We start from the raw sequence: 22,646 nt of genomic DNA, 5'->3' as shown, positions 1-22,646 counted from the left end.
GCTGCTACTTGGCTGCTACTTGGCTTCTGCGTGGCTGTTGTCCGGTTCCACGGCGTCGGGGAGCCCCTCGTGCCGCGGTGCGATCGGTCACTGCTTCTCGAACGGAATATATTGCTGGTACTGCTTCGGCACGGAGCTGCGATAGCGCGCCGGAACGGTGCCGCTGTCGACCGAATGGTCGATCTCCTGCTGCCGCGTCATCTTCTTCTTCGCCGGCTTCTTGTCGGCGCTCTTCTTCGGGCCGGCTGGCGCCGTCGAAGTGTCGGTGGTCGCAGCCGGCGTGGTGGTTGCGGCCGGTGCAGTGGTCGCTGCAGGCGCAGTCGTGGTGGCCGGGGCGGCCGGCGGCGTGCCGCCTGCGGCGGGCGCGCTCTGCGCGAGCGCGAGCGGTGTCTGCATGATGAGCGCCAGTGCCGCAGTCGCAGCCAGCAAATATGATTTTTGCATCAGAACCTCCAAAATGCCTGATCACCAATAACGGAAGCGTAGTCCCGCGGGATCGGCGCGTGCAAGCCCGCCGAACATAGGCGGGAGCCGGGCTGCAAACTGTGGCCGAGATCACAGTGTCCACGAGGCGGCGTGCGTGCGCCAATGCAATTTTTACGCGAACACGATGTTCGCGATGACAAAACACCTGCCGATTAGGTCGGTGAAGCTGACATTGCTTCGCGTCGAGATTTTCGATGACGAGAATGTTATTCGGCATTGCTGCGGGAAAAATTTGCAAAGCGCATCCGCGGCTTGACCGCAACGCGCGCTCGTCGAACGCCATCGACGTCGCGCGATGTGTGAAGCAGCGCATTGCGACGCCGAATTCCGCGATCTAGCCTCACATGCATAGTGCACAACGTACAACTTTAACTTTAGTTGCTTGCCGTCGTAACTTTTCATGGAGGTACTTTATGAGCAGTCGTCACGCCATTGCGCCGCGCGGTCTCAACGCCACCCGTTCGCCGCTGTCACAAGGCCGCTTCGGCCGCATGTTCCGCAATCTGACGCCGGCGAAATTCGGCCCGAGCGAGGCCGACAACATCGCAAATCTCGCGGCGCTCGCCGACAACATGGTCGGCGATTTCGACCCTCCCAAAGACGGCCCCGATGCCGAGGAGAGCGGAATTCCCGCGCTCTACACTTATTTCGGCCAGTTCATCGATCACGACATCACCTTCGATCCCGTGAGCTCGCTGACCAAGCAGCAGGATCCGGACGGGCTCGTCGATTTCCGCACGCCGGCGCTCGATCTCGACAATCTCTACGGCCGCGGTCCGAACGACCAGCCCTACATGTACGACAGCAGCGGCAAGTTTCTGCTCGGCGAAACCTTGACCGGCACCGGCGTGTCCAACGCCAGCGACCTGCCGCGGTTCAAGGGCCGCGCATTGATCGGCGATCCCCGCAACGACGAGAACAGCATCGTCTCGCAGTTTCAGGGGCTGATGCTGCGCTTCCACAACCGCATGGTCGACGACAATGAGGGGCTGTCCTTCGAGGCCGTGCAGCAGCGCGTGCGCTTCCATTATCAATACGTCGTGCTGAACGACTTCCTGCCGCGCATCGTCAATGCCGGCGTGCTGAACGATCTCAGGACCGGCGGCCATTACGACCGCAGCAGGCTCGCCTACTATCACTGGAAGAATTTTCCGTTCATGCCGGTCGAGTTTTCGGTCGCGGCCTACCGGCTCGGCCACTCGATGATCCGGCCCGGCTATCGGCTGAACGACGCCGACAACATGCTGCTGCAGATCTTCCCCGATCCCAACAACCCCGACAACAATGCGCTGACCGGCTTCCGCGCCATGGGTCCGGGACGCGCCATCGACTGGGGGCGGTTCATCGACATCGACACGCGAGCCTATGGCGTCGAGGACGACAGCACCAATCCGGACAACAAGCGGCGGCTCCAGCTCGCCTATCGCATCGACACCTCGCTGGTCGATCCGCTGCGCAAGCTGCCGCCGGAGGTCGCCTCCAATCCGTCGTCGCTGGCGCTTCGCAATCTCGAACGCAGCTGGCGGCTCGGGCTGCCTTCGGGCCAGGCGGTGGCCAGGGCGATGCACCTGACGCCGCTGACCGACGAGCAGATCGTCATCGGCCGGGCCGTCGACGATCCCGATCCGACCGGCGATCCGCAGGTCCCGATCTCCTCGATTGCGAACGGCGTGTTCAAGGGCAACTGCCCGCTCTGGGCCTACATCCTCGCGGAAGCACGCCAATTCCAGACCGCCGTCACGATCCCGGCTACCGGCGCGCCGGCGAGCGGCATCAACACGCCGCAGCTCGGCCCGGTCGGCGGCCGCATCGTCGCCGAAGTCTTCCTCGGCATGATGTTCGGCGACGCCTCCTCGATGCTGTCACTCGATCCGAACTGGGCGCCGGTGACCGGCCCCGATTTCCGGCTGAGGGATCTCGTGACCTACGCGCTGGGCCAGGGCGCTGCGCTGCATTGAGCTGGTGACGGTTGACGACGCAAAGGCCGCTCGCATCGCGCGGGCGGCTTTGTGTGGTTCATCGCTCCCCGACGGGGAGAGGTGAATCGAGTCCCGAGCGCGCATCGCTTCAACCAAAACTCATCCGTCTCCAGCGCGTGGACTCACAAGCGCGTCGCGTCCGGTGTGCGCTCAGAGGGCGACATTGAAACCGACATGCCGCCATATCGGCCTTGTCACAACAACGGATTCACGCAGGCGCCCTGCCGGCATCACAGCTCCAAAACACCGCGCCCGACATAAACCTTTGGTTGAACTTTCATCCAGAAAGGAGAAGGGTATCCGGGAGCCGAGAGAACCGGCTCGAAACAAACAAGGGAGCGAAGCAATGCTTGGACACCGAACATTGTTGTGCACCGCTGTCAGCATGATCGTGGCAGTGATGTTTGCAACCGACGCATTCTCGATGGAGGGTCAGGGAAGGGACGGGGCGGTCCGTTTGCTGACGACCGTTCCCATCCCTGGAACGAAGGCGAACATGACCGGCGGCAACATGTACGTGTTCGACATCAGCTTCGTCGATCAGACGACGCAGACGTATTATCTTGCCGATCGCTCCAACGCCGTCGTCGATGTCGTCGATGCAAGAACAAGCGCGCTGATTTCGCAGATAAGTGCCAAGCCGGCGTTCAAGGGCTTTACCGGCGACAACGGCACCTCCGGCCCCAACGGAGTGGTTGCGGCGTTTCCGTGGCTCTTTGTGACGGACGCCAACAGCCGCGTGGTCTCGATCAATCTCAGGACCGGCAATACAGTGGGCGACGTATCTACCGGCGGCGCACCGGGCCTCCGTGCGGACGAACTGGCATATGACGCCAACGACGGACTGCTGCTTGTCATCAACAACGCCGACACGCCACCCTTTGCGACGTTGATCCACGTCAGCAAGACGACCGGTGCCCTCACGGTCGGAAAGCGAATAACGTTTGACACGTCGCATACCGGGGTCGACGCGACCAATGGTGCCGAACAGCCGGTGTGGGAGCCGGTGACGGGCAAGTTCTATCTGTCGATTCCGCAGGTAGGCCCGAATGCCAAGGATGGGGCCGTCATTCGGATATCACCTGCCGGCACCGTGGAAGTGCAATATCCGATCGAGTTCTGCCAACCGGCAGGCCTTACCGTAGGCCCCAACGTCGATCTGCTCGCTGGCTGCAATACGGTTTTTGACACCGCGGGCAATCTCTGGAATTCGACCAAGAACGTGACGGCGGCGCCGATTCAGGTAATTCTCGACGCCAGGACGGGTGCAATTGACAAGATCGTGCCCGGCGTCGGTGTTGGCGACGAGGTATGGTTCAACAAGGGTGACGGAAACTACTACACGGCCTCCTCGACCAGCCCGTTGCGTCCGACCGAGGTCATCGGCGCAACCCCCCTGACCGCTCAGGGAGCTGCGATACTCGGCGTCATCGATGCGCGCGATAAGACCCTGAAGCAGCTGGTGCCTACCTTCAACGTGCCTGCGGTGACCACGGGCCCGCTCGTTCACGCAGCGAGCACCGCCCATTCGGTTGCTGCCAATGCGGAAAACAATCATGTGTTCGTTCCGCTTGGCGCCAATAATGTGTTTCTCAACTGCTTGACCGGATGCATTGCGGTATACGGAACAGGGGCACGCGCGGACGAAAGAGCCGAAAGATAGCCTTAGAAAGCCAACGATGAGGTCGCGGGTTAGCGCGCCCCGCGACCTCTTGCTGGTACGGAATATCTAACGTTTAGGAGTACACGCCCTAATGCGCGCCCGCGAGACCGCTCTCCGCGAGTCGCGTCGCGAACCAGAGCGACAGCGCCTGATCGACGACGCCGCTGACATAAACCTCCGACATCGTCACGTTGTGCCTGTCCAGCACCAGCAACACGCCGATCCAATAGGCAAACCAGACATGCGGGTCGGTCAGCGCTCTCAGCTTGTGCTGATCGTGCTCCAGCGGCGTGTGATTGCTCGCCTTGCGGATCTCGACGGTGAGCAGATTGTTCGGAATCTCGCGCTGGTGCACGACGACGTCGGGGTAGATCGACTTGCCCAGATGATCGTCGGTCGAGATGATCGTGCCGTGCGGCAGATGCAGCGTGCGCTCGCCGAGCCGGTCATAGTTGCAGTCGACCGCCCAGCCGGAAAACTCGCGCTCGAGATAGACGGCGAAGCGGTGCGTGATGGCACGCTCGCCGATGTCCTTCTCGAACAAAAATCCTTCCTGGGCGTAGAAGTCCCGGAGCGCCGCGATCACCTTGTTCAGCTCGGTCTGCATCGTGCCTCCGGGCTCTCGGCGCTCCGTTGTACGTGCGCCTCCCCTACATCTGGACTTCGATCAGCCGCGGCCCCGGCTCGGCGACGGCTTCAGTCAGCGCCTTGTTGAACTCGTCGGCATTGGCGACGGCGCGGCCGGGCACGCCCATGCCCTTGGCCAGCGCGACGAAATCGAGCGTCGGGCGGTCGAGGCGAAGCATGTCGTTGGCGCGCTGGCCGGGTTCGCCGGCTCCGACATTGTCGAACTCGCCGCGCAGGATCTGGTAGATGCGATTGGCGAACACGATGGTGACGATGTTGAGGTTCTCTCTAGCCTGCGTCCACAGCGACTGGATCGTGTACATCGCGCTGCCGTCACCGACCATGGTGATGACCTTGCGGTCCGGACAGGCGATCGCGGCGCCGATCGAGAGCGGCGTGGAGAAGCCGATCGAGCCGCCCATGTTCTGGAGCCAGTCGTGCGGCGCGGCGGCCGCCGTCGGCGGGAAGAAGCCGCGGCCGGTGGTCAGCGACTCGTCGACCATGATCGCGTTCTCGGGGATCGCGCATGCGATCGCCTGCGCGATCGAGGCGAAGGTGAGCGCGCCGGTCGGCTTGATCAGCTCAGCCACGGCCTGCGGCTTGACGTCCTTGGCGCTGGCCTTCACCGCGCCAGCCAGCGCTTCGAGCGCTGCGACCGAATTCTCGCCCCATGAGGTCATGCGATGGACGTCGCAGCCCTCCGGCTTGAGCATGCTCGGCTTGTTCGGATAGGCGAAGAACGCCACGGGATCGTCGGACTCGACCAGCACGATGTGACGGAATTTCGCCAGCATCGGCAGCGCGTTCTCGATCACGTAGTGAATGCGGTCGATCGAGTAGCGGCCGCGGCCACGCGCCATTTTCGGGCGGAAGGTCGGGCCCATCACGGTGCACCCGGTCTTGGCCGCGATCCGCTCGGCCAGCGCCAGGCCCTTTGCGCTCAGCGCGCTGCCGGTCATCAGCAGCAGCGTGCCCTCGCCGTCGCCGTGCAGGATCCTTGCGGCCTGCTCGACCGCCTGCGGCGAATAGCCGGCGCGCTGCTGCTCGGCCGGCACCTCGGCGATGCCGTCGGCCTCGTTCCAGGCGGTGTCGGCGGGCAGGATCAGGGTCGCGATCTGCGGCGGGGCGCTCTTGGCGGCGGCAATCGCCGCGGCACCGTCAGCGGCGACCGATCTGGAGTCAGGCGAGGTGCGGACCCAGGACGACATCGGCCGGGCCAGACCCTCGATGTCGGAGGTCAGCGGCGCGTTGTAGCCGATGTGGTAGACGGCGTGCTGGCCGACGATGTTGACGATGCCGGAATTGGCCTTCTTGGCATTGTGCAGATTGGCAAGGCCGTTGGCGAGGCCGGGGCCGAGATGCAGCAGGGTCGAGGCAGGCGTGCCCTTCATGCGGAAATAGCCGTCGGCCGCGCCCGTCACCACGCCTTCGAACAGGCCGAGCACGCAACGCATGCCCGGCACGCGGTCGAGCGCCGCGACAAAATGCATCTCGGAGGTGCCGGGGTTGGTGAAGCAGACGTCCACCCCGCCCTTGACCATCGTCCGCACCAGGCTTTCCGCACCGTTCATTCTGTCTGCTCCCGCAACCGGCTATTCCAGCGATCCATATCCCAGGGATCCATATCCCAGGGATCCATGGGATCAATCATTGTTCGCGGGCCCCGTCAAAGCAAGAGCCGGCGTTGCGGCCCTGCCCCGCACCGGCAAGTTGGCGTGGTTGCCGATTTGCTAACGCCAATCGCAGCAGACGACGTCCCTCACGGCCCCGTGGCTTGCAGAATGCGCGCGAATATGGCCTCTGGCTTTGGTTGAATCGATTTTTTTCTGGGGGAAACAATGATCCGGTTTTTTGCCGCGCAGATCACCGCAATGGCGCTGTTGCTGGCTGGCGCGGCCGACGCGTCCGCGGCGGGGATGATCGACTTCACAGGCACCAGCTCCACCGGCTTTCTCGGCGGCGGCTCGAGCCCGATCCCCCGCACCACTGTCATGTATAACGGCAATTATGCCCCCGGCACGGTCGTGATAAACACCGCCGAGCGCCGGCTCTATCTGGTGCTCCAGGACGGCCAGGCGCTGCGCTACGGCATCGGCGTCGGCCGCGACGGCTTCCGCTGGGGCGGTGTGCACAGAATCACCGCCAAGAAGGAATGGCCGGATTGGACGCCGCCGTCGCAGATGATCGCCCGCCGGCCCGACCTGCCGCGCCACATGAAGGGCGGCATCGAGAACCCGCTCGGCGCGCGCGCGATGTATCTGGGATCGACGCTCTACCGCATCCACGGCTCCAACGAGCCGGAGACGATCGGCCAGGCGGTGTCCTCCGGTTGCTTCCGCATGACCAATGACGACGTCACCGACCTCTACGGCCGCGTCGGGGTCGGCACCACCGTGGTCGTGATCAACAACTAGGCCGGCAGCGACTGCAGCCGGAACCCGCGGCGCTTGAATATGCGGACTTGTGCGCAGCCACCGAATACGGCAGCGTTGCGCAACGATGAGCGCATTGGTCCTGCCCTCGGCTGCCCTTCGCTTCGCCCTGCTGGCGTTTGCAGCGCTTATCTGTGCGCCTGACACCGCAGCCAAGGCGACCGCCGGCGAGCTGCCCGCGATTGCCGCGCGCCAGCGCGCCGAGAAGAAGAGCTTTACCGACGCCGAGATCGTCGACGGCTTTCTGAAGACCGCCTTCGGCGCCGAATACCACCTCGCCGGCCGTGTCGACCGCATCCGCAAGTTCGACGGGCCGGTGCGCGTGTTCGTCGAGAGCGACCGCGCCGACCGCAAGGTGCAGCTCGCGAAGGTCGTGGCCGACATCGGCACCCGCGTGCAGCATCTCGACATCGCGATGACCGCGACCGCAGAGGCGGCGAATGTACGGGTGAAGCTCGTGCGCGACCGCGACCTCAATCGCACCATCGCGAGCTTCTACGGCGCGGAGAAGGCGCGCGAGATCCGCACCTCGCTCGATCCGCAATGCCTGTCCGGCTTCCGCAAGAACGACAATTTCGAGATCGAGCATTCCGACGTCATCCTTACCGTCGACAATGGCGACTTCACCTTTCTCGATTGCGCCTATGAGGAGCTGCTGCAGTCACTCGGCCCCATCAACGACACCGCCAGCGTGCCGTGGACGATGTTCAACGACAATGTGTCGATGGGCTATTTCGACGTCTACGACCAGTACATCCTCAACCTGCTCTACGATCCCCGCATCAAGCCCGGCATGACCGTGCTGGAGGTGAGGTCGGTGCTACCCGAAGTGCTCGCGGATGTGCGGGCGTGGGTGAAGCGGGTGAATGATTTGAAGGAGTGAGGACGGCGCTTTCGTCATTGCGAGCGCAGCGTCCTACTGCACCAGATCGGCGACCGTGGTGGCGGCCTTCAGGCCGGTGCCGGTGAGGACGGCTACCGTGGTCTCGTTCGCCTTGATGGCGCCGGTGGCGGAGAGTTTCTCCAGCGCGGCGGCCGCGCTGGCGCTGGTGGGTTCGGCGAACAGGCCCTGCCGCGCCAGACGGCGCAGGGCGGCGACGATCTCGTCCTCGGTGAGCGCAACCGTGCCGCCGCCGCTTTCGCGCAAGGCCGCAATGATCTCGCGCAGCCGCAGCGGATGCTTGATCGCTGTGCCTTCGGCGATGGTCTTGTTGACCTCGCGCGCGACAGGAATATCGACGCCGGCCTTGAAGCTGGCATCGATCGGCGAACAATTCAGCGGCTGAGCCGCGAACAGGCGCGGCAGTTTTGCAATCTGCCCCGCCTTCAACAACTCGCGGAAGCCGAAGGCGCAACCGAGCAGGCTGCTGCCGGCACCGACGGGAACGATGACGTTGTCGGGCGCGACAAAACCAAGGTCTTCCCAGATTTCATAGGCGAGCGATTTTGTGCCCTCAAGGAAGAAGGGCTGCCAGTTGTGGCTGGCATAGAAGGTCTGGCCCGACTGCCGGATCGCTTCGGCCTCCGACTCCTCGCGGGGGCCCTCGACGAGCTGCACCTCGGCGCCGTAGGCGCGCACCTGTGCGATCTTGGCCGGCGAGGTCGAGGCCGGCGCCAGGATCTTCACGCGCATGCCGCCGGCCGCACCGAGACCTGCCATCGATGAGCCGCCATTGCCCGAACTATCCTCCAGAATGGCGTCGACTCCGATCTGCCGCAGGAACGACAGCATCACCGCCGAACCCCGGTCCTTGAAGCTGCCGGTCGGATTGAACCATTCGAGTTTGAAGAACGGCCGCAGATCGCCCCAATCCTGCTGCACCAGCGGCGTGCAACCCGTGCCGAGCGAAATCGGATGCTTGATCTCCACCGGCAGCGCCGCGCGGTAGCGCCAGAGCGAACGCGTGCGGCTGTCGATGTCCGCGCGCGAGATGCCCGCCCCCGGCGTCACCAGCAGCGGCGTGCGCTCATCCGAGCACCAGCGCGGCTCGTGAAGCGGATAGCGCTTTCCATTGCGGGGATCGATGTAGCTGGCGGTGGGCATGGCAGTCTCCAGGCGATAGGCGATCTCTACGATTTGTCCGATTATGTGGGTCTGGTCCAGCCCACGGCACTGCGGTGGGGCCGCCCTCTTGAAAACATGAAAAATAAAACTATTTCAAACCCTTAGGCCTATCGTGCAGATCGAACAGGAAGGTTCGGCCCTAGCGAAGGCGCGGCATGCAGGCGAGCCGGCCTGCCCGTCGATGACGGGAATTTGGCGATGATCACCCGCCCGGCGCGGCACGATTAACTTGTCTGTCGCAGCTGGCCGCTACAATATGTTGGATTGCGTCGCCGGGGCTCTGTTCCGGCAACGCCGCAGAGCCAGGCCCGTCCGAGCGGCGGGCCGTTGGCTTTTTGGGAGTTTGGCCATGAGCCGCGCGAACCGTACCGACCACATCCGCCTCACCTCGCACCCGGAGCCGGGCAAAAAGGCCGCCTTCCCGATTCACTGGGGTGCTGCCGATGCGCGCGCCCGCGGGCCGATCATCGGCACGGTGTCGCGCGCCGGGGATCGCAATGTGATCGGCAGCCATGGCGGGTCCTACGCGATGTACCGTGCGCTCGCCGTCTCCGCCGGTGCGCTCGATCCGATCCGGCGCCCAGATCTCACCAACACGTTTCCGGCCGCGACCATCGGACCGTTCGAGCAGTGGCGCGATCCCGCAAAAATCGTCGCGCTCGATCCCTGGGGTCATCTCGTCGCCGAGAATTTCGGCAAGGACATCGCCGAGGGCGTCGACATCCGCCCGAGCATCGCGGTGACGCGGGCGAGGCTCGACCTGCCTGAAATCCGCGAGGCGCTTGCGGCCAAGCGATTGCGCGCCGACGGCGAGGTCGTCCATGCCAATGGCAGCGTCTCGGTGGTGAAGATCGCGATCGATCCGGTCTGGTACCTGCCCGGCCTTGCGGAGCGCTTCGCGACCGGCGAGACCGAGCTGCGCCGCACGCTGTTCGAGCAGACCGCCGGCATGTTCCCCGAGCTCGTGACCCGGCCGGACTTGAAAGTGTTCCTGCCGCCGATCGGCGGCACCACGGTCTACATGTTCGGCGATGTGACAAAACTGCCGGACCACCGCACCAAGATCACCTGCCGCGTGCATGACGAGTGCAACGGCTCCGACGTGTTCGGCTCTGACATCTGCACCTGCCGGCCCTACCTGATCCACGGCATCGAGGAATCCGCACGCGGCGCGCAGGAGGGCGGGCTCGGGCTCGTCGTCTACAACCGCAAGGAAGGCCGCGCGCTCGGCGAGGTCACCAAATTCCTGGTCTACAATGCGCGCAAGCGTCAGGAGGACGGCGACGCCGCCGCCGCCTATTTCGAGCGCACCGAATGCGTCGCCGGCGTCCAGGACGCGCGCTTCCAGCAATTGATGCCGGACACCATTCACTGGCTCGGCCTGAAGCGCATCGACCGCTTCCTGTCGATGAGCGACATGAAATACGACGCGCTGACCTCGCAAGGCATCGACATCGTCGAACGCGTGCCGATTCCGCCGGAGCTGATCCCGGCCGACGCCTATGTCGAGATCGCCGCGAAGAAGGCCGCCGGGTATTACTCCGCCGACGACGTGACTGAAAAGGACGTGAACGACATCGTTGGACGTTCGCTGGAGAAATACTGAACGCCATGGCGGACGCCACAGAACAACAGACCCGCTCGCTGCTCAGCGCAGCGGCGGTCCGCGCGCGCGCCGGGCAAATGCTCGACATCGGCCTGCACGACGGGCTCACGCATTTCACCATTGATCTCGATCGCATGGATGGCGTTGCGGACGCCGTGCTGGCCGTCACGCGAAAAGCCTACCCTACGGCGGAGATTCCCTTCCACGCGCGGTGGCGGCATTTTGTGCTCGGCGGCGTCGACCGCTGGGCGCAGCTGGCGGACGCCGCGTCGTGGCAGAATCGCGCCGCGCGGGCGCGCGCGGAGTTCGACCTCGCCATCGTCAGCGTGCTGCTCGATGCCGGCGCGGGTGCGGCATGGCGCTATCGCGACGCCGTGACGGGGCAAGGCATCGGCCGATCCGAGGGGCTTGCGATTGCCAGCCTCGACATGTTTGCCGGCGGACTCTTCTCAGCCGATACGCGCGCGCCGTTCAGGGTCGATGCGGAGGTGCTCGCAAAGCTGCCGCTCGCCGCGCTCAATTCGGCCTTCCAGGCGAGCGACGCCAATCCGCTGCTCGGCCTCGAGGGACGCACCGATCTGCTGCGGCGCCTCGGCAAGCAGGTTGCGGCGCGCGCCGATGTCTTCGGCATGCACGACACGCCACGACCGGGCGGCCTGTTCGATCATGTCGCCGCGCAGGCAACGAACGGCGCAATCCCCGCGCCCGCGATCCTCTCCGCGGTGCTGAACCAGCTCGGGCCGATCTGGCCATCGAGGCTCGAGCTCGCAGGCGTCCCGCTCGGCGATTGCTGGCGTCATCCGGCGATCAAGGCGGATGATGCGACCGCAGGCCTCGTGCCGCTGCACAAGCTGTCGCAATGGCTGAGCTATTCGCTGATCGAGCCGCTCCAGCGCGCCGGATTTGAGGTCACCGACATCGACGGCCTCACCGGGCTCGCCGAATACCGCAATGGCGGTCTGTTCGTCGATCACGAGGTGCTGCGCCTGCGCGATGCCGAGGATGCCGGTCGTGCGCACGCGGTCGACTCTCTGCTGGTCGTGGAGTGGCGCGCGCTTACGGTCGCACTGCTGGATCGTGTGGCCGAGCTGGTTCGCGCCAAGCTCGGCCGGACGCCGCAGTCGCTGCCGCTCGCCAGTATCCTGGAGGGCGGCACCTGGGCCGCCGGCCGAGCCATTGCCTTTGCGCGCCGTCCCGACGGCTCGCCGCCACTCAAGGTGATCAGCGACGGCACCGTGTTCTAAACCTTCTCCCCTCATCCGGCGCTTCGCGCCACCTTCTCCCACAGGGGGAGAAGGGAAAAGCAAGAGCAACCGATCATGGAAGGCGTCACGATCGTCGATCATCCGCTGGTGCAGCACAAGCTGACGCTGGTGCGGGACAAATCGATCTCGACAAAGTCGTTCCGCGAGCTGATCAAGGAGATCGGCATGCTGCTGTGCTACGAGGTGACGCGCGACCTGCCGCTCGCCGACACCGTGATCGACACACCGCTGGCGACGATGCACTCGGCCAAGATCGCCGGCAAGAAGCTGGTGTTCGTGCCGATGCTGCGCGCCGGCACGACCTTTGTCGACGGCATGATGGATCTGGTGCCGACCGCGCGCGTCGCCCATATCGGCCTCTACCGGGAGCCGCACAGCTTCGCCGCGGTCGAGTACTTCTTCAAATCACCGTCGGATCTCAGCGAGCGCCTGGCGATCGTGGTGACGCCTGTGGTCGCGACCGCCAACACCGCGGTGGCGGCGGTCGACCGGCTCAAGGAGCGCGGCGCCAAGGACATTCGCCTCGCCTGCCTGATTGCGGCGCCGGGAGGATTAGAGCGGCTGCGCGGCTTGCATCCGGACGTGCATATCTGGACTGCCGCGGTGGATGAAGGCCTCGACGAGAACGGCTTTATCGTGCCGGGCCTCGGCGATGCCGGCGACCGCGCTTACGGGACGCGATAAGCGGCAAGCTCAGATCTTCCCGCTGCCGCAAATGCCTTTCAGCGCCTGCCATTCCTTGTCGGTCAGCAGCGGCGGGCCGCTGGCGGGATGGTCTTCCTTTGTCATGCGCGCAAGGCGATCCTCGGTGAGCGGATGGCTCGCCAAAATGGTGAAGCCTGATCCGCCCTCCTTGCCGGTGATGCGGAACATCAACTCGGCCGCGGGCTTCGGCGAGCGGCCGAGCTTGTGCATGATGTCGATCGCGAAGGTGTCGGCATTGGTCTCGGCCTCGCGCGAATAGGAGGCTTCGACCAGGCTGCGCGAGGCGAAGATCACGGCGGACGAGCCGGTGACGTCGCCGAACAACAAGCCGATCAGGAACGAGGTGCCGCCGTTGTAGATCAGGCCGCGCATGTTGTCGTGATGCTTGAGATGGCCGAGCTCGTGGGCGAGGATGCCGGCGATCTCGTCGGGGCTCTCGGCCTTGTCGAGCAGGGCGTTGAGCACGAAGACCTTGCCGCCCGGCAGCGCGAACGCATTCGGCACCGAGCTCGGCAGCACGCCGGCCGTCATGCTGTCGTCGTCAAGGCCTGCGGCGTCGCGCAGGCGATTGACCAGCTTGGAAAACGCCGCCTGCCCGGCCGGATCACTGCAGGACTCGCGACCGAAGATGGTTTTCACCTGGACCTCGGACGCATCGCCGATCCGCCGCTCGATCGGTTTCGGCACCAACGGCGCCAGACGATCCGCGGCGAGCGGCACGCCGAACAGCACGACGCAGACGATGGACACGGCAGCCGCAACCGACCAGCCGACGATTTTTGCAACGCCACGGCGCGTGGTCTGGTGCTCGTCGAGCCGCAAACAGCGCGCGACGATCTCCGCCGCGAGAGCAATGTCGCGGATTTCGAGCCGCGCCAGCGGCGGCGCGGACGTCGAGGTCAGACGCAAGATGGCGGGCGGACTGTCGGCGCGGCGGATGTCGGCGTAGACCCAGCGAACCGGCGTTACGCCGGGTTCGAGGATATCGAGCGCATCACCAAGCGTCAGTGTCACCTGCCGCCTGCGGCTCGATACGCCATCGAAGAAAACCGTCGGGTTTGCCGACTGCGGCGGGGCCTCGGCGGACGCATCACTCACAGCTCAGAATCCCGCGACATCGAGACCATCGGCAAAGCCTTCGCCGAGCGCGCTGGCGAGCTCGCCGCTGGCGCGGACATCCGCCGCGGCTCCGATGTTATGCACCTCGACTGTCTCCAGCACTTTCACCCAGATATCGCGCTGGAGATACATGCGCATGACGACGTTCAAGGCAAGCGCCAGGGCAAAATAGCCGATGACCATCATGGATAGAAGCGGAATGCTCCGCCCGATTGCGTCAGGTCCGGCGATCGACACGCCGGCCGCAGCGACCAGTCCGGCAGCACCGGCAAGGTAAAACCCGAACAGGACGCTCAGCAGCAGCCACCAGCCGATCACCTTCCAGTAAAGGCCGTAGAACGCGTTGTGCGGCAGCGACGAGGACAGGCTGACGCCGCCGATGCGGATGCCGTCGAGCCACCAGCGCCATTCGCGCGCCTTGAACTCGGCATAGAGGAACGGTGCAGCCGGGAAGATGACAATTGCAAGCGGGGTCAAGAGCCACAGCCACCAGCCGCGCTTGAAGAACGCCCAGCCGTCGCCTTCGAAATCGCCTTGCAGATCGCCGAAATGGGTGTGCCGCATCTTGTAGCGCTCGAGCGAGGCCTCGCGCCACGGCAGCGCCAGGCCCAGCGTCAGGAACACCAGCAAGCCCCACAGCATCGCGCGGAACGAATAGGCCCAGCCTGAACCGTCCATCCAGAACCGCACACCGCGCCAGACCGTGCGGGTCAAACGATAACGTCGTGCGCGAAAAATCGCGAACTGGCCGAAGGCATAGAATGAGATGAACAGCGGCGTCGAGGCAAAACCCTGCCAGCGCTCGAACTCGATACCGACGAGGAAATAGGCGAGATAGATCGGCACCAGGATCGCGAGCGCGAACAGGAAGCCGATCAAGAGCTCTTTGCCGCGGCCGGTATATTCGGCGGCGTCGCCGTCGATCGCGGTATTCGACCATAAATGGCGGCGGATGTCGGTGACGAGCCAGAACCGGTAGAAGCCGAAGGTGACGAGCTCCAGCATGGCACCCTTGGTGACCATCTTGCGGAACCCGGTGCGATTGCCGCTGAAGTCGACCCGCGAGGGCGGCAGCGGCGGCGGGACCGGTTCGGAGGGGCCGATGGGCGTCCATTGCATGTCGTTCACGGCAGCAACCTCGGGATGCGGATCTGATCTGCTCAAACTATAGATCGGAGATTGGTCGATCCCCAAGACGAGCGGGTTCGATTTACCTCGGTTTCGAGCGATTTCTCGCACGATTCCGCTGGCTGAGGCGTGCGGGAGGTCACGTTCACACAAGAACGCGACGGCCGCCCGACGCTCTCGCGAAGGTTGGATGTGGCAAAACTCGCCCTTGCTCCGGCGCAGACAACGCGCTGTAATTGCAGCCAAATACCGCAGCGCAGAATTCAAGAAAATCGCGCGGTTCATGTCAGGGAGAGCGGTCATGCACGGGACCATCGAGAGCGCGACAAAACTCGACGCACTGCGCGAGCGCGCGTCGTCACTTCCGCTGGACCAATTCGATCCGGGCGATCCCGAATTGTTCAGGACCGATACGTTCTGGCCCTATTTCGACCGGCTGCGCCGCGAAGATCCGGTGCACTATTGCAAGGACTCGATGTTCGGCCCGTACTGGTCGGTGACGCGCTACAACGACATCATGGAGATCGAGACGAACCATTCGGTGTTCTCCTCGGCCTCCGCACTCGGCGGCATCACCATTCGCGACATCGACCCCGACCTGCGCCGCGAGAGCTTCATCTCGATGGACCCGCCGCGCCATGCAGCGCAGCGCAAGACCGTGGCGCCGATGTTCACGCCGACACATCTGGACAATCTCGCGCTCAACATCCGCAAGCGCTCGGCCGAGTGCCTCGACAATCTGCCGCGCGGTGAGGTGTTCGACTGGGTCGACCAGGTCTCGATCGAGCTCACCACCCAGATGCTCGCGGTGCTGTTCGATTTCCCCTGGGAGGACCGCCGCAAGCTGACGCGCTGGTCGGATATTGCCACCACCATTCCCGGCCCCGACGGCCTGGTCGCGACCGAGGACGAACGTCAGGCTGAGCTCGCGGAATGCGCCGGCTATTTCGCGCGGCTCTGGAAGGAGCGCATCGAGCAGCCGCCGAAGAGCGACCTGCTCTCGATGATGGCGCATGGCGCCGCGACCCGCGACATGGACGCGCGGAACTTCCTCGGCAATCTCATTTTGTTGATCGTCGGCGGCAACGACACCACCCGCAACACCATGTCGGGCTCGCTTCTCGCGCTGAGCCAGCATCCCGAACAATATCGCAAGCTGCGCGAAAAGCCCGCGCTGCTCGACAGCTTCGTGCCCGAGGTGATCCGCTGGCAGACGCCGCTTGCGCATATGCGCCGCACGGCGCTTGCCGATTTCGAGTTCCGCGGCAAGCAGATCAAGAAAGGTGACAAGGTCGTGATGTGGTACGTCTCGGGCAACCGCGACGAGGAGGCGATCGAGAAGCCCTACGAGTTCATCATCGACCGCGCCCGCCCGCGCACGCATCTCTCGTTCGGCTTCGGCATCCACCGCTGCGTCGGATTGCGGCTTGCCGAACTCCAGCTCAAGATTATCTGGGAGGAGATCCTGAAGCGATTCGACCATATCGACGTGGTCGGCGAGCCGAAGCGGGTGTATTCGAGCTTTGTGAAGGGTCTGGAAACATTGCCGGTCAAGATTGCGACGTGACGCGTGAGAAAACTCCCTCTCCCCGTTCTTACGGGGAGAGGGTTGGGGTGAGGGGCTCTATCCGCGAATACGGTGAGAGCCGAATCGCGGACAGTTCCCCTCACCCGGAATTCGAGCTTCGCTCGAATTCCGGCCTCTCCCCGCACGCGGGGAGAGGCAAAGGAAGAGTCAACTGGAGCGACCGCCCATGAACATTCAGGCCCCGGTCAAGGCCGACACGACCGAACGCATGCGGCGCGCGCGCGAGGAAGCCTATACGACGCCGCTGAAGAATTTTCATCCGGGCGCGCCGCGGCTGTTTCAGGACGACACGTTGTGGCCGTGGTTCGAGCGGCTGCGCAAGGAAGAGCCGGTGCATTACTGCACCAACGCGCCGATCGAGCCGTACTGGTCGGTGGTGAAATACAACGACATCATGCATGTCGACACCAATCACGGCCTGTTCTCGTCCGACTCGACGCTCGGCGGCATCGGGATCCGCGACGTGCCGGACGGCTACGACTGGCCGAGCTTCATCGCGATGGACCAGCCCAGGCATTCGTCGCAGCGCAAGACCGTGTCGCCGATGTTCACGCCGACGCATCTGGACGACCTCGCAAAACTGATCCGCCAGCGTTCGCAGACCGTGCTCGACAATCTGCCGCGCAACGAGACCTTCAACTTCGTCGAGCGGGTCTCGATCGAGCTGACGACGCAGATGCTGGCTACCCTGTTCGACTTCCCCTGGGAGGAGCGGCGCAAGCTGACGCGCTGGTCGGATGTCGCGACCGCGCTGCCCAAGAGCGGCATCGTTTCATCCGCCGAAGAGCGCCGCCGCGAGATGGACGAGTGCTACGCCTACATGTCGAAGCTGTGGAACGAGCGCATCAACTCGGCGCCGCGCAACGACTTGCTGTCGCTGATGGCCCACAACGACGCCACGCGCTTCATGGACCCCGACAACCTCATGGGCAACATCATCCTGCTCATCGTCGGCGGCAACGACACCACGCGCAACACCATGACCGGCTCGGTGCTGGCGCTGAACGAGAATCCCGAGCAATACGACAAGCTGCGCGCCGACCCGGCGCTGATCGACACCATGGTGCCCGAGGTGATCCGCTGGCAGACCCCGCTCGCGCATATGCGGCGCACCGCGCTTGCCGACACCGAGATCGGCGGCAAGCACATCAGGAAGGGCGACCGCGTCGTGATGTGGTACGTCTCCGGCAACCGCGACGAAGAGATGATCGAGCAGCCGAACGAGTTCATCATCGACCGCGCCCGGCCGCGCACCCATCTCTCCTTCGGCTTCGGCATCCACCGCTGCGTCGGCATGCGGCTCGCCGAACTGCAGCTGCGGATCGTCTGGGAGGAGATGCTGAAGCGGTTCGACCGTATCGAGGTGGTCGGCGAGCCGAAGCGGATCTATTCGAGCTTCATCAAGGGATATGAGTCGCTGCCGGTGAGGATTCCGGGGTAACGGCTGCATCCTCCGTCATTGCGAGGAGCTCTTGCGACGAAGCAATCCAGACTGCCACCTCGGAGGGATTCCTGGATTGCTTCGCTACGCTCGCAATGACGAGATCTTGAGTACACCTGCGCGTCAAACGCGCAGCGCCCGAGCCCAGCTATAAAATTCCGGCATGACAGGTCGCGCCAGATGCGAAGGCAACACGGCGCCCGACTGGTCTACGACACCAGCGCATCTAACTCAATTTGATGTCCCACACGCCTTCCTTGCGGCACGCGGCGACCTCATCGCGCAGCAGTGCGGTGACGGCCAGCGAGGCCGTGGAGGGCGGGCGGTCGATCGGAGAGGCGAAAATGAGCTCGCGTGACATCGGCTTGGAAACGGCAGCGGTTTCCAGACGTCCGTCCGCGACTTCGGCGTGGACCGACGATGGCGGCAGCAGCGCGAAGCCGAGCCCCTCCTCGACCAGGCTCGTCAGCACGCGGAACGAATCCGCTTCGAGCTGGACGTTGAGCTTGATCTTGCGCTGCGCGGCCGCTTGCTCGATCAGCGCACGGAGGCCGTGCGAATGACTGGGCAGCACCAAGCGCTGCCGCAGCAGCCAGCCGACGTCGACGTTCTTCTTGCGCGCAAGACCGCAGCCGCGCGGACCGACCGCGACGATGTTGTCGCGCCCGAGGCTCTGCACATTGAGATGCAGATCGGCGGAGCGGCCGTAGAGGATGGCAAGGTCCATCTCGCCGCGATGCAGCCATTCGACGATGTGGCCGCTGTAGCTTTCGACGATGCGCAGCGAAATGCCGGGATGTTTTTCGACACAGCGCCGCGCAAACCGCGCCGACAGCACGCAGCTCACGGTCGGAACCAGGCCGAGCACGACCTGGCCCGACGGCGGCCCCTTGGCCGACTGGATGTCGTCGCGAATCTGGTCGATCTGCCGCACGATGCCGGAGGTGCGCGCCAGCAGCAGGCGCCCGGCCTCGGTCAGCACCATGCCGCGGCCGTTGCGAGTGAACAGTTCCGTGCGCAGCTCGTGCTCCAGCAGCTTGATCTGCCGGCTCAGCGCCGGCTGTGCCACGCGCAACGTATCGGACGCTTTGCTCAGGCTGCCGAGCTCCGCCACACAACTGAAGGTCCTGAGCTGCCGGAAATCCATGCTTGCCAATCCTGGAAGGCTACTCCATACGCTATAGCAAATGAGCATAGGGGGATGGCGTTGTTTTCACAACGCCAGAGGATCGGCCGGCGTTATCTTAACTGCCGCACATTCGGGAAACGCCATGAGTGAAGAACACCACAGCGAAGATCACGCCGACATCCGCGAAGCCGTCACAAAGCTCTGCGCACAGTTTCCCGGTGAATACTGGCGCAAGCTCGATCGCGAGATGGCTTACCCCAAGGCATTCGTCGACGCGCTGACGCAGGCCGGTTACCTCTCGGTGCTGATCCCCGAGGAATATGGCGGCGCGGGCCTGAAGCTTTCGGCGGCGGCTGCCATCCTCGAAGAGATTCAGCGCGCGGGCTGCAATGGCGGCGGCTGCCATGCCCAGATGTACACGATGGGCACCGTGCTGCGGCACGGCAACGACGAGCAGAAGGCGAAGTATCTGCCGAAGATCGCGAGCGGCGAATTGCGCCTGCAAGCCTTCGGCGTCACCGAGCCGACCAGCGGCACCGACACCTCCTCGCTCAAGACCTTTGCGCGCAAGGAAGGCAACGACAGCTACATCGTCAACGGCCAGAAGATCTGGACCAGCCGTGCCGAGCATTCCGACCTGATGGTGCTGCTGGCCCGCACCACGCCGAAGGAGCAGGCCAAGAAACGCACCGATGGCCTGTCCGTGTTCATCGTCGACATGCGCGAGGCCAGGAGCAATGGCCTCGAGATCCGCCCGATCCGCACCATGATGAACCACGCCACCACCGAGGTGTTCTTTACCGACATGAAGGTGCCGGCGGAGAATCTGATCGGCGAGGAAGGCAAGGGCTTTCGCTACATCCTCTCCGGCATGAACGCCGAGCGCATTTTGATCGCGGCCGAATGCATCGGCGATGCCAAGTGGTTCATCGCCAAGGCCACCAGCTACGCCAAGGAGCGCGCGGTGTTCGGCCGGCCGATCGGCCAGAACCAGGGCATCCAGTTCCCGATCGCCAAGGCCTATGCCGCGATGCGCGCGGCCGAGCTGATGGTGAAGGAAGCGACACGCAAATACGAAGCCGGGCTCGACTGCGGCGCGGAGGCCAACATGGCCAAGATGCTCGCCGCGGATGCGTCCTGGGAAGCGGCGAATGCCTGCATCCAGACCCATGGCGGCTTCGGCTTCGCCGAGGAATACGACGTCGAGCGCAAGTTCCGCGAAACGCGGCTGTATCAAGTCGCGCCGATCTCGACCAATCTCGTGCTGTCCTTTGTCGCCGAGCACGTGCTCGGCATGCCCCGCTCGTACTGAGGCAGCAATCATGGGAGCATTGGACGGGATTAGGGTGATTGCGGTCGAGCAGGCTGTGGCCGCACCGTTCTGCTCCTCGCGCCTGGCGGATGCCGGCGCCGAGGTTATCAAGATCGAGCGGCCCGAAGGCGATTTCGCCCGCGGCTATGACGCGGCGGCCAAGGGCCAGAGCAGCTATTTCGTCTGGCTCAACCGCGGCAAGCAATCGGCGGTGGTCGACCTCGCCACCACGGAGGGATGCGCCGAGCTGGAAAAGCTGATCGCGAGCGCCGACGTGCTGGTGCAGAACCTCAAGCCGGGCTCGATGGACAAGCTCGGCTTCTCCCGCGAGCGGCTGCTGCAGGACTATCCAAAGCTGATCTCCTGCACCATCACCGGTTACGGCGACGAGGGCCCCTACGCACACCGCAAGGCCTATGATCTCTTGATCCAGGCCGAGAGCGGCCTTGCCTCGATCACCGGCAATCCCGACGGCGCCTCGCGCGTCGGCATGTCGATCGTCGACGTCGCGACCGGCGCCACCGCGCATGCGGCAATTTTGGAGGCGCTGATCGCGCGCGGGCGGACCGGCAAGGGCTGTGACATCCGCATCTCCATGTTCGACGTGATGGCGGACTGGTGCACCGTGCCGCTGCTCAACGCCGAGGCCGGCAATCCGCCCAAGCGCATGGGCCTGCGTCATCCCTCGATCGCGCCCTATGGCGTGTTCACCTCGAAGGACGGCAAGGACATCCTGATCTCGATCCAGAGCGAGCGCGAGTGGAAGACGCTCTGTGCCGAGGTGCTGGACCAGCCCAACCTGCCAAACGATCCGCGCGTCGCCAACATGGTCGAGCGCGTGCGCAACCGCGATTTCACCGACAGGACGGTCGCGGATATCTTCGGCAAGATGACGCGCGACGAGCTGTTGAAGCGGCTGTCGGATGCCGACATCGCGTTTGCCGAGGTCAACACCATGAGCGACCTCACCAACCATCCGCATCTGCGCCGCATCGAGGTGGATACGCCGAACGGCCGCGTCAGCTATCCCGCGCCGGCGCCGATCATCGTCGGCGAGACCCGTGCTTACGGAGCCGTGCCGGCGATCGGCGAAAATCCGCAATCCAGAAAATAACAAGAGCGAGGCACCATGACCGGGAAGCTCGACATAGATCACTTGCGGCAATGGATCGGCCGCAGCGAAGAGGCGACCGACATCGTCACCGCGCAACTCATCAGAGGCCTGCGCGCGACGCTGTTCCAGGAGGTCGGCGAACCCAAAACGGGCGACGCGGCACCCTTCACGGTGCATTGGTGCCTGGCGCAGCCGGTGTTTCCGATGTCGATGTTAGGGCCCGACGGCCACCCGACCCGCGGCGGCTTCCTGCCGCCGGTACCGCTGCCGCGCCGGATGTGGGCCGGCGGCGAGATCGCGTTCTTGCAGCCCTTGCGCGTCGGCGATGAATCGACCCGGACCTCGCGCATTGCCGACGTACAGGTGAAATCGGGCTCGACCGGCACATTGTGCTTCGTCGCGGTGGAGCACAGCATCTCCTCGCCACGTGGCGTTGCCATCCGCGAGCGGCAGGACATCGTCTATCGCGAGATGACGGGCAGCGCGCCCGCGACCGCAAAGGCCCCGCCGCCGAAGGCACAGCACCGCGAGACCCATGTCTCCGATCCCGTGCTGCTGTTTCGCTATTCCGCGCTGACCTTCAACGGCCACCGCATCCATTACGACCGCGATTACGTCACCAGGGTCGAGGGCTATCCGGGCCTGATCTTCCACGGTCCCTTGCAGGCCGCGCTCATCATCGAGATGGCGGCGAAGTTGCGCAGCGGCAAGCCGCCGAAGAAATTCACCTACCGCGGCCTGCAGCCGCTGTTCGAGGGCAGCGAGTTCTCCATCAACGCCAATGAGACCGACGCGGGCATGGAGCTGTGGATAGCGAATGCGGAGGGGCAGCCGACGATGAAGGCGACGGCGGTGTGGTAAACCACCGCTGCTTCCTCGTCATTGCGAGCGCAGCGAAGCAATCCAGAATCTTTCCGCGGAGATAGTCTGGATTGCTTCGTCGCAAGGGCTTCCTCGCAATGACGGGTGGGGCCGGGAGCGTCGATA

19 protein-coding genes are annotated in these 22,646 nt (G+C 64.4%); 12 read left to right on the top strand and 7 right to left on the bottom strand.

What is annotated here, in order from left to right:
• Window positions 1-87: 87 nt before the first annotated feature.
• A complete protein-coding gene (locus ABID58_RS26360; protein ID WP_354035670.1) occupies window positions 88-444 on the bottom strand; it encodes a hypothetical protein in 357 nt (118 codons plus the stop codon).
• A gap of 455 nt (window positions 445-899) precedes the next feature.
• On the opposite strand from ABID58_RS26360, the gene ABID58_RS26355 reads away from it, so the two are divergent.
• Complete coding sequence (locus ABID58_RS26355; protein ID WP_354035668.1) at window positions 900-2,444, top strand: peroxidase family protein; 1,545 nt, start codon at window positions 900-902, stop codon at window positions 2,442-2,444.
• Between the two features lie 367 nt (window positions 2,445-2,811).
• Window positions 2,812-4,128, top strand: a complete 1,317-nt coding sequence (locus ABID58_RS26350; RefSeq protein ID WP_354035667.1) for a hypothetical protein — start codon at window positions 2,812-2,814, stop codon at window positions 4,126-4,128.
• Window positions 4,129-4,216: 88 nt separating this feature from the next.
• Here ABID58_RS26350 and ABID58_RS26345 read toward each other — a convergent pair whose 3' ends face one another.
• Together ABID58_RS26345 and ABID58_RS26340 are read right to left on the bottom strand one after the other, a co-directional pair.
• Complete coding sequence (locus ABID58_RS26345) at window positions 4,217-4,735, bottom strand: hypothetical protein (protein ID WP_354035665.1); 519 nt, start codon at window positions 4,733-4,735, stop codon at window positions 4,217-4,219.
• 43 nt (window positions 4,736-4,778) lie between these two features.
• A complete protein-coding gene (locus tag ABID58_RS26340) occupies window positions 4,779-6,326 on the bottom strand; it encodes an acetolactate synthase large subunit (protein ID WP_354035664.1) in 1,548 nt (515 codons plus the stop codon).
• Between the two features lie 267 nt (window positions 6,327-6,593).
• Between ABID58_RS26340 and ABID58_RS26335 the strand changes: the two genes are divergently transcribed.
• Together ABID58_RS26335 and ABID58_RS26330 are read left to right on the top strand one after the other, a co-directional pair.
• Window positions 6,594-7,169: a L,D-transpeptidase gene (locus tag ABID58_RS26335; protein ID WP_148755709.1), complete on the top strand. Its 576-nt coding sequence runs from the start codon at window positions 6,594-6,596 to the stop codon at window positions 7,167-7,169.
• Window positions 7,170-7,254: 85 nt separating this feature from the next.
• Window positions 7,255-8,070: a DUF2927 domain-containing protein gene (locus ABID58_RS26330; protein WP_354035662.1), complete on the top strand. Its 816-nt coding sequence runs from the start codon at window positions 7,255-7,257 to the stop codon at window positions 8,068-8,070.
• 33 nt (window positions 8,071-8,103) lie between these two features.
• Here the strand turns inward: ABID58_RS26330 and ABID58_RS26325 are convergent, their stop codons facing one another.
• Entirely contained in the window at window positions 8,104-9,231 is a 1,128-nt protein-coding gene (locus ABID58_RS26325) for a threonine synthase (RefSeq protein ID WP_354035661.1), read from the bottom strand.
• 370 nt (window positions 9,232-9,601) lie between these two features.
• Here ABID58_RS26325 and ABID58_RS26320 point away from each other — a divergent pair, with 370 nt between their 5' ends.
• The 3 genes from ABID58_RS26320 to upp all read left to right on the top strand — a co-directional run bounded on the left by ABID58_RS26320 (window position 9,602) and on the right by upp (window position 12,807).
• A complete protein-coding gene (locus tag ABID58_RS26320) occupies window positions 9,602-10,858 on the top strand; it encodes a GTP cyclohydrolase II (RefSeq protein ID WP_148755712.1) in 1,257 nt (418 codons plus the stop codon).
• 5 nt (window positions 10,859-10,863) lie between these two features.
• Window positions 10,864-12,102: a URC4/urg3 family protein gene (locus tag ABID58_RS26315; RefSeq protein ID WP_354035659.1), complete on the top strand. Its 1,239-nt coding sequence runs from the start codon at window positions 10,864-10,866 to the stop codon at window positions 12,100-12,102.
• Between the two features lie 75 nt (window positions 12,103-12,177).
• The gene (upp, locus tag ABID58_RS26310) at window positions 12,178-12,807 is read left to right on the top strand and encodes a uracil phosphoribosyltransferase (RefSeq protein ID WP_354035658.1); all 630 of its coding nucleotides are present in this window, start codon (window positions 12,178-12,180) and stop codon (window positions 12,805-12,807) included.
• A gap of 9 nt (window positions 12,808-12,816) precedes the next feature.
• Here the strand turns inward: upp and ABID58_RS26305 are convergent, their stop codons facing one another.
• Window positions 12,817-13,926, bottom strand: a complete 1,110-nt coding sequence (locus ABID58_RS26305; RefSeq protein WP_354035656.1) for a M48 family metallopeptidase — start codon at window positions 13,924-13,926, stop codon at window positions 12,817-12,819.
• Between the two features lie 3 nt (window positions 13,927-13,929).
• Window positions 13,930-15,066, bottom strand: a complete 1,137-nt coding sequence (locus tag ABID58_RS26300) for a YjgN family protein (protein WP_354035697.1) — start codon at window positions 15,064-15,066, stop codon at window positions 13,930-13,932.
• Window positions 15,067-15,376: 310 nt separating this feature from the next.
• Here ABID58_RS26300 and ABID58_RS26295 point away from each other — a divergent pair, with 310 nt between their 5' ends.
• Window positions 15,377-16,642 carry a cytochrome P450 gene (locus ABID58_RS26295; RefSeq protein ID WP_354035654.1) on the top strand — a complete coding sequence of 422 codons (1,266 nt, stop codon included), beginning with the start codon at window positions 15,377-15,379 and terminating at the stop codon, window positions 16,640-16,642.
• A gap of 187 nt (window positions 16,643-16,829) precedes the next feature.
• On the top strand, window positions 16,830-18,104 hold the full coding sequence (locus tag ABID58_RS26290; RefSeq protein WP_354035652.1) for a cytochrome P450: 1,275 nt from the start codon (window positions 16,830-16,832) through the stop codon (window positions 18,102-18,104).
• A 226-nt stretch (window positions 18,105-18,330) separates the two neighbouring features.
• On the opposite strand, the gene ABID58_RS26285 is transcribed toward ABID58_RS26290, so the two are convergent.
• Window positions 18,331-19,251, bottom strand: a complete 921-nt coding sequence (locus ABID58_RS26285; protein WP_354035650.1) for a LysR substrate-binding domain-containing protein — start codon at window positions 19,249-19,251, stop codon at window positions 18,331-18,333.
• A gap of 124 nt (window positions 19,252-19,375) precedes the next feature.
• Here ABID58_RS26285 and ABID58_RS26280 point away from each other — a divergent pair, with 124 nt between their 5' ends.
• The 3 genes from ABID58_RS26280 to ABID58_RS26270 are packed head-to-tail and all read left to right on the top strand — an operon-like array spanning window position 19,376 to window position 22,520.
• Window positions 19,376-20,545: an acyl-CoA dehydrogenase family protein gene (locus ABID58_RS26280; protein ID WP_354035649.1), complete on the top strand. Its 1,170-nt coding sequence runs from the start codon at window positions 19,376-19,378 to the stop codon at window positions 20,543-20,545.
• Window positions 20,546-20,555: 10 nt separating this feature from the next.
• Window positions 20,556-21,659, top strand: a complete 1,104-nt coding sequence (locus ABID58_RS26275; protein WP_354035648.1) for a CaiB/BaiF CoA transferase family protein — start codon at window positions 20,556-20,558, stop codon at window positions 21,657-21,659.
• Window positions 21,660-21,674: 15 nt separating this feature from the next.
• Window positions 21,675-22,520, top strand: a complete 846-nt coding sequence (locus tag ABID58_RS26270; RefSeq protein ID WP_354035647.1) for an HTD2 family dehydratase — start codon at window positions 21,675-21,677, stop codon at window positions 22,518-22,520.
• The last annotated feature ends 126 nt before the right edge of the window (window positions 22,521-22,646 follow it).

Origin of the sequence: Bradyrhizobium sp. S3.2.6 (assembly GCF_040546885.1) — a bacterium.
GTDB classification, from domain to species: Bacteria; Pseudomonadota; Alphaproteobacteria; order Rhizobiales; family Xanthobacteraceae; genus Bradyrhizobium; species Bradyrhizobium cytisi.
This window is presented reverse-complemented; position numbering and strand designations above follow the sequence as displayed.

What these genes read in the sequence shown, in the direction of transcription:
- ABID58_RS26285 (WP_354035650.1), bottom strand. Translation starts at nt 19,251, where the DNA reads ATGGATTTCCGGCAGCTCAGGACCTTCAGTTGTGTGGCGGAGCTCGGC.
- ABID58_RS26335 (WP_148755709.1), top strand. Translation starts at nt 6,594, where the DNA reads ATGATCCGGTTTTTTGCCGCGCAGATCACCGCAATGGCGCTGTTGCTG.
- ABID58_RS26295 (WP_354035654.1), top strand. Translation starts at nt 15,377, where the DNA reads ATGCACGGGACCATCGAGAGCGCGACAAAACTCGACGCACTGCGCGAG.
- ABID58_RS26330 (WP_354035662.1), top strand. Translation starts at nt 7,255, where the DNA reads ATGAGCGCATTGGTCCTGCCCTCGGCTGCCCTTCGCTTCGCCCTGCTG.
- ABID58_RS26320 (WP_148755712.1), top strand. Translation starts at nt 9,602, where the DNA reads ATGAGCCGCGCGAACCGTACCGACCACATCCGCCTCACCTCGCACCCG.
- ABID58_RS26300 (WP_354035697.1), bottom strand. Translation starts at nt 15,066, where the DNA reads ATGCAATGGACGCCCATCGGCCCCTCCGAACCGGTCCCGCCGCCGCTG.
- ABID58_RS26325 (WP_354035661.1), bottom strand. Translation starts at nt 9,231, where the DNA reads ATGCCCACCGCCAGCTACATCGATCCCCGCAATGGAAAGCGCTATCCG.
- ABID58_RS26270 (WP_354035647.1), top strand. Translation starts at nt 21,675, where the DNA reads ATGACCGGGAAGCTCGACATAGATCACTTGCGGCAATGGATCGGCCGC.
- upp (WP_354035658.1), top strand. Translation starts at nt 12,178, where the DNA reads ATGGAAGGCGTCACGATCGTCGATCATCCGCTGGTGCAGCACAAGCTG.
- ABID58_RS26345 (WP_354035665.1), bottom strand. Translation starts at nt 4,735, where the DNA reads ATGCAGACCGAGCTGAACAAGGTGATCGCGGCGCTCCGGGACTTCTAC.
- ABID58_RS26355 (WP_354035668.1), top strand. Translation starts at nt 900, where the DNA reads ATGAGCAGTCGTCACGCCATTGCGCCGCGCGGTCTCAACGCCACCCGT.
- ABID58_RS26275 (WP_354035648.1), top strand. Translation starts at nt 20,556, where the DNA reads ATGGGAGCATTGGACGGGATTAGGGTGATTGCGGTCGAGCAGGCTGTG.
- ABID58_RS26340 (WP_354035664.1), bottom strand. Translation starts at nt 6,326, where the DNA reads ATGAACGGTGCGGAAAGCCTGGTGCGGACGATGGTCAAGGGCGGGGTG.
- ABID58_RS26290 (WP_354035652.1), top strand. Translation starts at nt 16,830, where the DNA reads ATGAACATTCAGGCCCCGGTCAAGGCCGACACGACCGAACGCATGCGG.
- ABID58_RS26280 (WP_354035649.1), top strand. Translation starts at nt 19,376, where the DNA reads ATGAGTGAAGAACACCACAGCGAAGATCACGCCGACATCCGCGAAGCC.
- ABID58_RS26350 (WP_354035667.1), top strand. Translation starts at nt 2,812, where the DNA reads ATGCTTGGACACCGAACATTGTTGTGCACCGCTGTCAGCATGATCGTG.
- ABID58_RS26315 (WP_354035659.1), top strand. Translation starts at nt 10,864, where the DNA reads ATGGCGGACGCCACAGAACAACAGACCCGCTCGCTGCTCAGCGCAGCG.
- ABID58_RS26360 (WP_354035670.1), bottom strand. Translation starts at nt 444, where the DNA reads ATGCAAAAATCATATTTGCTGGCTGCGACTGCGGCACTGGCGCTCATC.